9 protein-coding genes are annotated in these 13,597 nt (G+C 61.4%); 6 read left to right on the top strand and 3 right to left on the bottom strand.

Annotation, left to right across the window (positions count from 1 at the left end; translation table 11 throughout):
- The first annotated feature begins 35 nt into the window (after positions 1-35).
- The 5 genes from J8C06_RS00810 to J8C06_RS00790 all read left to right on the top strand — a co-directional run bounded on the left by J8C06_RS00810 (position 36) and on the right by J8C06_RS00790 (position 8,124).
- The gene (locus J8C06_RS00810; protein WP_211428910.1) at positions 36-395 is read left to right on the top strand and encodes a bleomycin resistance protein; all 360 of its coding nucleotides are present in this window, start codon (positions 36-38) and stop codon (positions 393-395) included.
- Positions 396-720: 325 nt separating this feature from the next.
- Complete coding sequence (locus J8C06_RS00805) at positions 721-5,673, top strand: S8 family serine peptidase (protein WP_211428909.1); 4,953 nt, start codon at positions 721-723, stop codon at positions 5,671-5,673.
- A 277-nt stretch (positions 5,674-5,950) separates the two neighbouring features.
- Positions 5,951-6,328, top strand: coding sequence for a hypothetical protein (locus J8C06_RS00800; protein ID WP_211428908.1), 378 nt, complete (start codon positions 5,951-5,953; stop codon positions 6,326-6,328).
- Complete coding sequence (lspA, locus tag J8C06_RS00795) at positions 6,325-6,843, top strand: signal peptidase II (protein ID WP_211428907.1); 519 nt, start codon at positions 6,325-6,327, stop codon at positions 6,841-6,843. The genes J8C06_RS00800 and lspA overlap by 4 nt, the downstream gene beginning before the upstream one ends.
- A 6-nt stretch (positions 6,844-6,849) precedes the next feature.
- Positions 6,850-8,124, top strand: coding sequence for an aminoacetone oxidase family FAD-binding enzyme (locus J8C06_RS00790; RefSeq protein ID WP_211428906.1), 1,275 nt, complete (start codon positions 6,850-6,852; stop codon positions 8,122-8,124).
- Here the strand turns inward: J8C06_RS00790 and obgE are convergent.
- From obgE to rplU, 3 genes are all read right to left on the bottom strand, one after another.
- Positions 8,100-9,098 carry a GTPase ObgE gene (obgE, locus tag J8C06_RS00785; protein ID WP_211428905.1) on the bottom strand — a complete coding sequence of 333 codons (999 nt, stop codon included), beginning with the start codon at positions 9,096-9,098 and terminating at the stop codon, positions 8,100-8,102. The two genes, J8C06_RS00790 and obgE, sit on opposite strands and share 25 nt — an antisense overlap.
- A gap of 94 nt (positions 9,099-9,192) precedes the next feature.
- Positions 9,193-9,480, bottom strand: coding sequence for a 50S ribosomal protein L27 (rpmA, locus tag J8C06_RS00780; RefSeq protein WP_211428904.1), 288 nt, complete (start codon positions 9,478-9,480; stop codon positions 9,193-9,195).
- 39 nt (positions 9,481-9,519) lie between these two features.
- Positions 9,520-9,837, bottom strand: coding sequence for a 50S ribosomal protein L21 (rplU, locus tag J8C06_RS00775; RefSeq protein WP_211428903.1), 318 nt, complete (start codon positions 9,835-9,837; stop codon positions 9,520-9,522).
- 281 nt (positions 9,838-10,118) lie between these two features.
- On the opposite strand from rplU, the gene J8C06_RS00770 reads away from it, so the two are divergent.
- Positions 10,119-13,544 carry a PA domain-containing protein gene (locus tag J8C06_RS00770; RefSeq protein WP_211428902.1) on the top strand — a complete coding sequence of 1,142 codons (3,426 nt, stop codon included), beginning with the start codon at positions 10,119-10,121 and terminating at the stop codon, positions 13,542-13,544.
- Positions 13,545-13,597 lie beyond the last annotated feature (53 nt).

The following is a 13,597-nucleotide window of genomic DNA, read 5'->3' as shown; positions in this document are numbered from 1 at the left end:
CCAGATCAAAAGGCATCTAGTCAAGAGGCATCCAGATGACACAAACGGTCATTCCACAACTTCGTATGCTGAGCGCCCAGCGGTCGCTTCTGTTTTACACGCAGGGGCTGGGCTTCCAGATTGACTGGCAGCATCAGTTTGAGCCGGGCTCCCCGCTGTTTTGCCAACTCACCCGTGACGGACAAACCATCTTTCTCACCGAGCACGCCGACGACTGCCAAGTCGGCGGGGCAGTGTACTTCCAGGTCGCCGATGTTGACGCTTGCTACCGGAGCTTCACGGCAAACGGTATCACCACCTGCCCGCCGGAAGCCATGCCGTGGGGCATGCGCGAGATGGTTATCACCGACCCTGACGGTAATCGGTTACGCTTTGCTAGCCGCCTAGGCGTCTAGCCAACCCCACGGCGCACCACAGGCAGGAATGCCTGTGCTACCCCTTGGGTATGACACCAGCGTGCTACAGGCCGGAATGCCTGTGCTACCTTTGATTTTACAGCCCAGTCAGTTGCATGAACAATAAAGCTTTGTTTCAATAGTCTGGTCTGAACCATCAAGTTCATTTCTACCTGAGTTTCGCATTACACCCCTGTCACGGCGCGTCAGCGACTTGGTGAAATCGTGGAAACAGACCTGGTTTTACCGCTGCCCCTTGTCGCCGAGTTCAAGCGATGCGTGGCGGACCAACCCTCAACCCAATCACTTTTATGGAGCATCAAACATGTCCTTACCTTCACCTGCCTCAGTTCCACCACGGCGTCCCAGGCGCACGCGTTGGCTGGCCGGACTGGTCGCCACAACGGCGCTAGCCGGACTCACGGCGCTACCGTTGGTGCAAGCCGGCGGTAACCGCTCGACTGAAACTGACAAAGGACGGCGCTTCCAACTTGCCGCGCCGTATGACTTCGCCACTGATACCCATGGTCACAAGTTCATCACCCGCACTACCGGTGCACACCAGGAAGCCGAGCGACTCGGGGCGACGTTGGTGGCCGACTACGGCACCTTTCGGCTCTACAGTACGAACCGTTCCGACGTTTCGGCATTGACCAAGGTTGATGGACTCGAACTGGCCGACGATTTCAACGTCGTCCACTTGAATGTTCCAATCAACACGACCTCGCGTGGCGCGCGGGAGCTTGCCCAGCAACGCCTGCGCGGAAGTGGCAAACATTTGCATGTCGTCCAGTTTGCCGGGCCGGTGCGGCGTGAATGGTTTGAGGCTCTACAGCGCACGGGCGTTCGGGTTATCAACTACCTACCGAACAACGCCTATCTCGTTTATGGCGATGCCACGGTTATCGAGCGCGTGAGCCGGCTTGGACAAGACACACCCCAGACGGCGGACACCACGACCGGCAGCGGTAGCTTCAAGCAGTGGGACGGTCCTTATCTTGGCGCGTTCAAGCTTGACCCAAGCACGGCCGATGTAGCGGACAAACCATCCCAGCGCTATGCCGTGCAGCTTGTCGCCGACCCCGGAACGAATGATGCGACGGTGTCGCTAGCTGAAAGCTTTAGCCGCAAACCGGCCGTCCAGAAATACCAGATTGCCGACTTTGTGAACTTCATCGTCGAACTCCCCCCCAGTGCATTGCAGACGTTGGCGGCACAGGAAGACGTCATTTCGATCATGCCCTACACCGAGCCGACACTGCTCGATGAACGGCAAAACCAAATTCTCATCAACAGCCTGACCGGGGGCATTCCGAACCTCTCGACGCCCTATGCAACGTTTTTGACGGCGGCCGGCTTCCCGGCGCTCAACTCAACATTTACCTCGGACTTCGTCGTGGATGTCGGCGATGAAATGGTGGACATCGGCAACACCGTTGCCGGCTCAACCACGGCGCCGCCAGGTGGGCCGCCCAACCATACCAACAGCGGACTCAACACGACGCACTTTGCGCTCTACCGCGCCGGTGACATCCTCCAACCAAGCCGTTTGGTCTATGCCAAGTGGGAAAGTACCACCTTCCCAACGCCGCTGGCGGTTGACGTACGCGGCTGCCGCATCGGTCACGGGACGCTCTGCGCCCACATCATCGGCGGCAACGTGCCGTCGTCGCTGTCACGCGCGCTACCCCATGCGGAAAGCGCGTCACCTAACTTTTATTACGGCTTGGGGGTCGCGCCCTTCGTGCGGATTGGTAGCTCCGCTATTTTCGGTAACAACGGCGTGACCAGTGGTTTTACCAACCCGAATTATAACGACATGCTGGCGCGGTCCTATCAATATGGCGCACGCATCAGCTCAAACAGTTGGGGCGCGCCGGTGAGCGGCGCCTACACGCCGGATGCCCAAGCCTATGACTTCCTCGTGCGCGATGCCCAAAGCGCCACCTCCGTCTTTCCCACCCCTGGCAATCAGGAAATGGTGATTGTCTTTGCAGCCGGCAACAGTGGGCCTGGCGCCGGCACGGTTGGCGCACCGGCCAGCGGCAAAAATGTCATCTGCGTTGGCGGCAACCAAAACACCCGCATTGGTGGTGAAAACGCCGAAAACATGTATGGCAGCTCCAGTCGCGGACCGTGCGCCGATGGGCGACGGAAACCGGAAGTCCTGGCTCCAGCGACATCCGTCTCCGGTGGCGTACTTCAGATTGGCACGCCAAATCCAACCGGACCGGGCAGCGCCGACCCGTGTGTGACCAGCCCACTCCTGGCTGGGACAACCGGCTACTACCGCTCCTCCACCGGGACGAGCTTTGCTTGCCCGGCCGTATCGGGCGGCGCGGCGCTGTTGCGTCAATACTTCCTCGACAACACGGGCGCGCCTTTCAACGGCACGGCGCCCAGCCCGGCCATGACCAAGGCCTATTTGATGAACTCCGCCCAGTACATGACCGGCACGGGCGCGGGCGATACCCTCTGGTCAAACAACCAAGGCATGGGACGGATGGCGCTCAACCGGGCGTTTGACAGCGCGCCGCGGGTGCTCCGCGACCAGGTTCCTGCCGACAAGTTCACGGCCAGCGGGCAGATTCGAGTGCAAACGGTGGCGTTCCCGGCTTCCGGGCCGTTGCGTGTCACCCTTGCCTGGACTGATGTACCCGGCGCGACCACCGGTAGCGGACCGCGTTTGGTCAATGACCTTGACTTGCAGGTGGCCGCGGTGAGCGACATCTACCGTGGCAATAACTTCTCCGGCGCCAACTCGACTACCGGCGGTTCCTTTGATCGCCTCAACAATGCGGAAAGTGTCTTCATTCCGGCCGGCACCTACCCGCCTGGCACACCGGTGACAATTCAGGTCCGGGCTTTCAACATCGCCGGTGACGGCGTGCCGGGTGACAGTGACCCGCTCGACCAGGATTACGCGCTGGTTATCTACAATGCGACGACGACAGCCGGGGTGCCTATCCTCGGCAACGGCGGCGCGACGATTTTGGCGGAAAGCTGCACGCCAGCCAACGGTATTCTGGTCCCAGGTGAAACGGCGACCGTGCGGTTCGTTGTTGAAAACGGTGGTGGCGCAGCGTCGGGAGCGCTCACAGCGACACTGACCAGCAGCGGCGCCACAGGCATTACGCCATCCAGCCAGAGCGTGCCTTCGATTGCGCCGGGTGGCACCGGCACGGTTGATTTCAGCTTCACCGTTTCGGCAAGCTGTGGCGATCTGCTCACCCTCAACCTGACGCTGACCGATGGTGTGAATACCTATGGGCCAATCCCATACACCTTCCGCCTCGGCCTCTTCAACCCGCCCACCTTTAGCAATCCAGCCAGTATCTCCATTCCGGCTTCGGGCACCGCGACACCGTATCCATCCAACGTCGCCGTATCCGGCTTGACCGGAACGATCACGAAAGTAACGGTGACCATCAACAACTTCAGCCATACCTGGCCCAGCGATGTCGGCGTGCTGCTGCGCGGACCAGGCGGGCAGATTTGCGTCTTGTTCAACGCCGCCATTGGCGGCTCTGGCGGCGTGACGGGACGCACCTACACCTTTGACCAGGATGCCCCGACGGTACTGCCGACGACCGGCTTCCCACCGAGTGGCACCTATCGGCCGAACAATAACGGTGGAACCCGCGCCTTCACGAGTCTGCCGGCGCCGCCGTACAACAGCCTCCTGACCACGTTCAACGGCACCAGTCCGAACGGCACCTGGGAACTGTTTGTTCAGGACTTTGTGGGCGGCGACAGTGGCACGATTGCCGGCGGTTGGTCGCTGGCGATTACGACCACCACCGACAATGGTTTTGTCTGCTGCTGTACGAATCCAACCGTGAACCCACCGACGGTGGCCAACGCGGTCATCGGTTCGGCTTACACCCAAACGATTAGCGCCAGTGGGACAACCGGGCCCTACACGTTTGCGGTCACAACCGGCCTGCTCCCGCCAGGACTGACACTGAATCCAACCACAGGCGTCATTTCCGGCACGCCAACCGCTTTGGGGCTGTATAGCTTCACGGTTCGGGTCACCGATGCCGGTGGCTGCATTACCGACCGGAGCTACGTGATTCAGGTCATTGCCGGCGCAGTGCCGCCGGTGCCGCCGCAGGCCTGTACGACCCCAATCTTCACAAACGGTGGAATCGAAAGCCTGCCCACCGGTGGCTTTGGCGGCGCGCCGATTAGCGTGCTGGCACCGCCATTCTCGGTCTTTGGCTTTACGGTCACAGCGCCCACCTTCTCGCTGGCAGACAACTTCACGGTTCCTGGTGGCTCGACCTGGACGCCCTCGGCGGTCACACTCTATGCCTATCAAACCAACTCCGGGATTATGATCTCGCCCATTAGCGCCGTAAGCCTCCAGCTTTGGGATGGCCCGCCCGGCGCGGGTGGGAACGTGATTGCCGCGCTGACGCCGGCGACCATCACAACCAACGTCTTCAGCGGCGTCTATCGGGTGTTGGAGTCAACGCCAACCAACAATCAACGCCCGCTTTTTGCCGTCACGGCGAACTGGCCGGCGTCCTTCCCGGCCACGCTCGCGCCAGGGACGTACTGGCTCGAATGGTCGCTGACACCACCATCTGGCAGCCTCTTCTATCCACCGCGCGCGGTCTTCAACGGCACGGAAAACGCGCGCCAGCGCAATGGCACAGCGTGGGCAACCGTGGTGGATACCGGAGCCGGCTTGCCGGTGGACCTGCCGTTTGTCATCTGCGGCACGGCGACACCGGCCTGCACGCCGGCGGTCATCAACTCCAGCGTGTCGCTCAATGTCACGTCGAGCACGGTGGTTGCGCCAAGCTGCGCGCCCGAAGGCTACGCCAACGACTTCCTCATCAATGCGGTGTTCCAAAACATCAGCACGCAGACGGTGTCGTTGGCAGGCTTCCAGGTCGCTGAATTGCAGGAATCGGGCGGGCCGGTGCCACCGGTGCCATTCCGGCTCCTCACCGCCGATGGGGCAACCTGCACCAGCGGTGGCTTGGTTGGTTCTGTCCAGTCGTTGCCGCAAAGCGTCATCCTGACGCCTGGCCAGAGCATCAATGTCACCTTCCGCATTGCCATGCCATCGGTCCGGCGCTTCCGCTTCTTCGTCAACGTTCTGGGCTGCGTTACCGGCGGCTCAGAAGTGATGACGAAGCAAACGCCGGCCCTGGCGATGCAGCCGCTGGAACTCGAACTCGACCCAGCCCAGCCAAAAGCGCCGCGCGTCAAACCGGATACGGCAGCCAAGCCGCGCGGAGCGACCGGCCCAGGCCGGCGCTAAAGCTTCGCCTGGCAAACGCCACACGGATCAGATGCTCCGCCTGGAGCATCTGATCCACAACCGCATCATCCACAACCTCACGGTCGGACTTGAGCGAGTCCGACCGTTTTTTTTGTCTCGTTGGCGCGTGGGGTAGCGCGTGTTCAGCCTGCCGATTGACTGGCTTCACTGATCCAAAACGGACTGAGCCGCCATTCCGGCCTTGTCGTGAAGCCGAGGGCTTCCCATAATCCCGAACCGATGTGGAATGCTTGTCTTGCAAGGAGCCTAAGCCATCGTGCCTGTCGTTGAATCTGCTGCGAGCTGCCGGTTTGGCGGCGAACATGCCCAAGTGCTCGAACAGCTTTACAAACTCATCGAGCGTCTGTGGCAAGAACACCGAACCTCCCCGACCCGCGCCGGGGACGAACTTGTTTACGCCTTCGGAAATCTCGACTGTGTTGTCGTCGTCAACCAGGATGTGCTTGGGGCGCTGGTTGAAGTCAAAACCAAGCTGGGTAATGTGGACTGCCAGGCCAATGACCAAGGCGAAATCGTGGCAACCCTCAACACCGATCCGAAGGAAGGCGGACGTGAAGACGGCAACGTTGCCCAAATTCTGAACTTTACGGTTCGGGCGCTGGATGACTACTACTACAAGCGCCGGGTGGCGTGACGACCCCTTCGGCACGCGGTGCCAGGCCGCCCTACCGCGATTTTCTGGCAGCCGGTGGGCTGGTTCTACTCGATCAGTTGAGCAAGTGGTGGGTTTACTGGGCGCTGCGGCCAGAAGACACGGTGGTGCGTGTCCTGCCGGGTTTTTTTCATTTGCGCTACGCTGAAAACCCCGGCATTGCCTTCAGCCTGTTCGACAGTGGCACGCCCACAATGCGACTCACATTGCTGGCAATTGCCCTGTGCGCCGCACTGGGCGTCGGGCTGTATCTGTGGTGGACACCCGGCGAGCGCCGCCTCCTGCGCCTCACGCTGGTCTGCCTGCTTGGCGGGATCGTGGGCAACGCGGTTGACCGGGTCGTTCACGGCGCGGTAGTTGACTTTCTCGATTTCCACTGGGGGAGCTGGCACTTCCCAACGTTCAACCTCGCGGATAGCTGCATCACGCTGGGGGCCATCCTGCTGGCCCTGGACACGCTGCGTGACCTGCGGCCCGCGCCCCGGATGGATACGTAGCTCACCATGGCAAGGTGGGATGCCGACATTGTGATTGTCGGGGCCGGCGCGGCCGGACTCATGGCCGGCATCTGGGCCGGACGAACGGCACCACGCACCCGGATTGTCGCCCTCGATGGCGCCCAGCGCCTTGGCGCGAAGATTCTGGTTGCCGGTGGGGGGCGCTGCAACGTGACTCACGAACGGGTAACGGCCACGGATTTTGCCGGCTCGCCTCCGGAAGCCATTCGCCGCGTGCTGAGGCGCTTTGATGTAGCAGCGGTCGTTGCCTTTTTCGAGGCGCTGGGCGTACGGCTCAAACGCGAAGCCAGCGGCAAGCTGTTTCCAGCGACCGACCAAGCGCGCACCATCCGCGATGCCCTGCTGAAAGCTGCGGCTGACGCTGGTGTGGATTGCTCCCATCCACGCCGTGTTGAAGCCATCCGGCGTGCCGACGATGGTTTTCTCGTGTGTGGCAACTGGGGCGCGCTCACGGCCCGGCACGTCATCCTGGCGACGGGTGGGAAAAGCCTGCCGAAGTCCGGCTCGGATGGCCACGGCTACCGGCTGGCAGCAGCCTTGGGGCATACCGTAACGTCCACCTTTCCGGCGTTGGTTCCGCTCGTCCTGCCGCCAGACCATCCCCTGTGCGCACTCGGCGGTATCACCACACCAGCCACGCTACGGGTCAGGTCTGGACCGGGCAAAACGCTGGCGTCGGCGACCGGCTCGCTGCTGTGTACCCACTTCGGGCTATCCGGTCCGGTCGCGCTCGATATGAGTCGCCACTGGCTGGCAGCACGCCTCGCGGATCCAGCCGCGCATTTGGTCATCAACTGGCTACCGGCTCTGCCAGACGCCGATGTGGAGCAGTCGCTCCAGACGCTGGGGCGGTCAACGGTGCTGCGCTTTTTGAGTGAGCGCCTCCCGGAACGTCTGGCGCGAAGCCTCCTTTTGCTGGCGGAAGTCATGCCGACCCGAACCGGAGCGCAGCTCACCCGCGCTGAACGCCGGGCCCTTGTCAGTGTCTTGACGCAGTGGGTTGCGCCGGTCATCGGCGACCGTGGATTTACCTACGCGGAGACGACGGCCGGCGGTGTTCCGCTGCGCGAGCTTGACTTGGCGCGCATGGCCTCACGGCGCTGTCCGGGACTGTACCTGTGCGGGGAAATCTGCGACGTGGACGGCCGCATCGGCGGCTTCAATTTTCAATGGGCCTGGTCCAGCGGCTACGTCGCCGGCGTGGCAGCGGCGCAGGCGGTGCTTGCGGACACAGCTCATGGCTCGTCGAACAACAGTTGAGCAATGCGCCGAATGAGCGGTTTGAGGCCTTCGCCGGTGACGGACGAAACCGGAAAACAGTCCACGCCCAGCCGCGCGCAGTGGGCAGTGAGTGCGGCCGCGCGGTCGGGGTCGGCGACATCCTGCTTGGTGGCAACGGCGAGACGGGGACGCGCCGCCAGCTCCGGGTCGTAGAGCGCCAGCTCACGCTCGATTGCGTCATAAGCAGCAACCGGGTCGCGTTCAGCAAGGACTGAAACATCCACCAAGTGAAGCAACAAGCGCGTGCGTTCAACATGCCGCAGGAACTGCAAGCCAAGGCCGCGCCCCTCATGCGCCCCCTCGATGATGCCGGGAATGTCGGCCACCACAAAGCTCCGGTAGTCGTCCAGCCCAACGACGCCCAGGTTCGGCACAAGCGTTGTGAACGGATAGTCAGCGATCTTGGGACGCGCGGCCGAGACGGCTGAAATCAATGTGGACTTGCCCGCATTAGGGTAGCCAAGCAGGCCGACATCCGCGAGGAGTTTGAGTTCGAGGCGCAGCGTGCGCTGTTCGCCGGGACGGCCTGGCTCGTGGCGACGCGGCGCACGGTTGACCGAACTGGCAAAACGCGCGTTGCCGCGCCCGCCGCGTCCACCGCGGGCAACGGCGACGGTTTGCCCGTGCGTGGTGAGGTCGGCAAGTGGCTCGCCGGTGGCGGCATCATAGACGAGCGTCCCCACCGGAACGTCAACCGTGCAATCCGCGCCATTGCGGCCGTGGCGATTGCTGCCTTCACCATGGCCGCCGCGTTCGGCGGCATAGCGCGGGTTGTAACGAAACGCCAGCAGCGTGTTCAGGTGATGGCTCGCCCGCAGATAGACCGTGCCGCCATCGCCGCCATCGCCGCCGGACGGGCCACCCCGTGGCACGAATTTTTCACGGCGAAACGCCATACACCCATTGCCGCCCTGACCACCAGCGACGTAAATGATGGCTTCATCAACAAACATAGGCAAAACACAAAGCCCAAGGCCACCGACCTTGGGCTTTGGAACGACGTATCACCGCCGTGAAGCCGAACTGTATCCGGTTGCTAACTACGGCCTAGGCCGCGGCCGTGGCTGCGGAAACCGGCGCTTCCACCGGAATGACCTCTATGTAACGACCAAGCTGCCCACGGTCACGGAAACGCAAGTGACCTGACTTCAAGGCAAAGAGCGTATGGTCCCGCCCGATGCCAACATTCTGGCCGGGCTTGAAGCGTGTGCCGCGCTGCCGAACGAGAATTTCCCCCGCCTTGACAAACTGATTGCCAAAGCGCTTGACGCCCAGTCGCTTTGAGTGTGAATCGCGTCCATTCCGAGAACTCCCAACGCCTTTCTTATGAGCCATGACCCGTTAACCTCGCGTATAAATTCGATTGAGACGCCACTAGGCAGCCAGTTCAATTTTCTGAATGTGCAACGCCGTGAAGTTCTGGCGATGGCCACGCTTGCGTCGGTATTGCTTCCGCCGCTTGAACTTGAAGACGATGATTTTTTTGGCGCGTCCATGCCCGATGACCGAGGCTGTCACGCTTGCCCCTGTCAAGCGGGGCGCGCCCACTTTGAATTCCGAACCGGTGTGCATGGCGAGCACTTCGAGGCTTACCGTTTTCCCAGGTTCAGCCTCCAAGCTTGGCACTTGGACGACATCCCCTTCAGCAACCCGAAACTGCTTCCCACCTGTAGTCACAATGGCGTAAGGCATGACATATCTCCTGCTTTCCAATAAACCTATAATCGTCGCCGACAAACACGGAAGTCCCGACCTTTTAGGCAAAGCCCGGAGTCTAGTGACGAGCAGGGGTTTCTGTCAAGCCTCTGGACTTTGGCTTGAACCTGACTTCACTTGACTGCAATGGCGTTCTTTCGTCCACGGACGCACTTGTTGAAATGGCTTGGTCTCATTATGTTATGCCTCTGATTGAGCCTTTGCATCACCATGGCTAACCATCAACGTCTGATGGTTTGACATCGCTGGAGTCTATTATGCGTCAGCAATCCCATACGCCATCGCGTGCCCCACGGATTGGGGTGTTCTTTGTGATTGGTCTCCTGACCCTCTGTGGGCTGCCTTCAGCCTTTTCATTTGGGACAACCCAGGCCACAGCCGGCCGCACTGACGACCCATACCGTGAAACGCTTGACTTCGTGGCGCACGTGACGCGGCGGCAGGCAGACGGCCAGCCCATTCGCCAACTCAAAAATGGAACGGTGATGATGGATTTGGGAGATGGTTTTCAGCACGTGGCGCTGGCGCGGACGGAACCAGATGGTCGCGTGACGGTCGCTTGCGTTGGAAGCTTGCCCGAAGCGGAGGCCTTCTTGCGCGGTGAACGTAACGGAACCCATGACGATCCGGCTGACCATGACCATCCCTTTGACCGGGAGCTGTCCCCTGGTCGTGACCTCGTCCTGCCACCGGACCGCATGCAGGTCGGCGCTGCCACCGGCCCAGCCGCCAGCCGCGAGAACGCCCAGGGTTCGACCTTTGTCATTCGCAACACCAACGAACCCGGTGTCGGATTCAACGATCCCACACCGACTGCGCCGGTCGGCGGCAACCCCGGGACAACGCTTGGACAGCAGCGGCTCAATGTCTTTCAGCGCGCGGCTGAAATTTGGGGCGCTACCCTGCGGAGCAATGTGCCGATTGTGATTGCCGGTCAATTTACGTCGCTGCCCAGCGGTGTGCTTGGTTCGGCCGGAACAACGGTGATTTTCAGGAACTTTCCCAATGCCCCCTTCACGGACACGTGGTATCACTATGCGCTCGCCAATGCACTGGCGAGCCAGGATTTATCCGTACAAGACCCTCCGCGTTCGCAGATCAACACCAACTTCAGCACAAACTCCAATTTTTACCTTGGCTTGGACAACAATGCCCCGCCCGACCAGGTAGATTTGTTGACCGTCGTCCTGCATGAGTTCTCCCACGGCTTAGGCTTCAGCACCTTTGTCAATACGGCCAACGGACGGAACAACGGCGCATCCGACACCGACCCAAACGGTGGCTTTACGGATTGCTATGCGCGCCTGCTACGGGATGAAAATCTCAACCTGAACTGGAATCAAATGACTGCCGACCAGCGACAAGCGTCGGCTATCAACACCGGCAACCTCACCTGGACCGGGTCAACGACCCAGAGCGCACTGCCGCTTACCCTGGACCCGGCCCCGGTACTGCGCGTCGAGCGCACGCCGCCGGAGTTCATTGCAGTCAACCAGGCAAGCTTTGGGGGGGCGATTACGCTAGGCGGATTGACGCGCCCGCTCGTGGCGGCCCAACCGCCACTGGCCTGTGGGCCGCTATCCAATCCGGGCGCGGTCAATACGAACTTCGCGTTGGTGGATCGGGGCGATTGCCCATTCGTGGACAAAGCCGCCAATGCGCAACAGGCCGGCGCGCAAGGTCTCATCATTGCCAACAACATCGCCGGTGGCTTCAGTCCAGGTGGCACGGCGCCCAACATCACCATTCCGGTGGTCGGCATTTCGCAGGCGGATGGCGCAACACTGCGCAACTTTTTATCAAGTGGAAGCGTGACGGCAACGCTATTGCTTGATCCGACGCGCCCGGCCGGCACCACCAACGGGCGGATTCGGATGTTTGCGCCGAATCCACGCCAGGCGGGGTCATCAGTGTCGCACTGGGATAGCACCGTGCGACCGCGGCTGCTCATGGAACCGGCTATTACGCCGCGCCTGCCGCGAACGCAAGACCTTACGCTCAATCTCTTTCGTGACATCGGTTGGACGGTCAACCCGATTTTCTCAGCTCCAGGGGTAGGCCTACCGGCCAGTGGCTCCGGCATGCCACAGTCCGTTACCATCAATGCAACCGGGGCGTGGACAGTATCGGGGATTCCCGATTGGGTGACGGGCTTTCCAGCAGCCGGCAACTTATTGACGACAGTGAGTTTTCAGGTGGCGGCGAACCCGGGCGCACAGCGTACGGCGACGCTGACGCTCAGTCCTGGCGGCAACACGTTCACGATCACGCAGAGCGGATCAGCCGATGTGGCTCCGACGATTACCAGTTCGCCAAACGTCACACTCACGCCTGGGCAGCCCTCCAGCTTCTTGATTACGGCCAGCGGCGTGCCGACCCCAACTATCACGTTGGTTGGGGGAACACTGCCGCCAGGTATCACCTTCACCGGTGGCGATGGCAGCGCGGTGCTCGTGGGGACACCACCAGCCGGAACGACCGGCGTGTTTTTGCTCTCCATTCAAGCCACCAACGGCACCGGCGTTGCCAATCAAACGCTGACCGTGACGGTTCAGGCAGGCGCTTGTGCCTTTACCGTGACACCGACCAGCATCAACGTTGGTGGGGATGCCGTTTCAAATGCAACCTTGACGATTACAACTGGCCCAACCTGCGCTTGGGAGGCGCGCGTCCGCAACATTGACGCGCCGTGGATCAAGCTCATTTCTGCTCAACTGGCCAGTGGACAAGTCATCACGCCCCGGATGGTTGCCAACCTTGGCGATGAAGCGCGACGGCTGGCGATTTCTGGAATCGGCAATGCGACGTTAACCTTTGCTGTAGGGCGCAATCCCGGCGCGACGCCACGCGCGGGGACGTTCTTCGTCGCCGGGCAGTTCGTGACGGTGACGCAGGCTGGGTCGAGCGGGCCGGGTGCGCCCATCGGCTCGACGATGGCGATGTTTCGACCGTCGAACGGGTATATGTACCTGAAAAATCGGCTGATTTCAGACTTCGCGGACAACGACTTCTTTTATGGGCTGGCCGGGGATACGCCGATTGCTGGTGACTGGAACGGCGACGGGGTTGACACACCGGGGATTTACCGGAATGTCAATGGAACGATGACGTTTTTCCTCATCAACAACAACACGGGCGGGTTCGCGGATGTGTCATTCGCGTTTGGTGGGGTCGGGGATGTGCCGATTGCGGGAGACTGGGACGGGAACGGGACGGTGACGTGCGGGGTGTATCGTCCGAGCGCGCAGACGTTTTTCCTGCGAAACACGAACACGGCGGGGAATCCCGACCTGACGGTGGTGATCACGGGTGCGCAGGCGATGGACGTGCCGATTGCCGGGCAGTGGACGGTATCGAGCAACGTGACCGGGCTAGGGTTGTACCGTCCGGGGACGGGGCAGTTTTTCCTGAAGAATGCCAACGTGAGCGGCCCAGCGGATGCGACCTTCACGGTGACAACGAGTGGGACAGTGGTGCGTCCGGTAGCTGGAGATTGGACGCGGCAGGGTTTCGCGGCGGTCGGGGTGGTGGTGAACCTGAACGGGACGATTCAGTTCCAGTTGCGGACATCGAACACGAGCGGACCGCCGGACATTCGCGTGAACTACGGCGTGCCTGGAGATGTGCCGTTGATCGGGAACTGGGATGGGCAACCCAAACCGCCGCCGGTCTCCGTGCCATAAGGTTTTTCGGCCATAATGCCTGGGAGCGCGGGTAGCATACCCACGCTCCCAAA

Source organism: Chloracidobacterium validum (assembly GCF_018304825.1).
Taxonomy (GTDB): domain Bacteria; phylum Acidobacteriota; class Blastocatellia; order Chloracidobacteriales; family Chloracidobacteriaceae; genus Chloracidobacterium; species Chloracidobacterium validum.
Note: the sequence above shows the minus strand (reverse complement) of the source record. Positions and strands in the feature narration are given on the sequence as shown.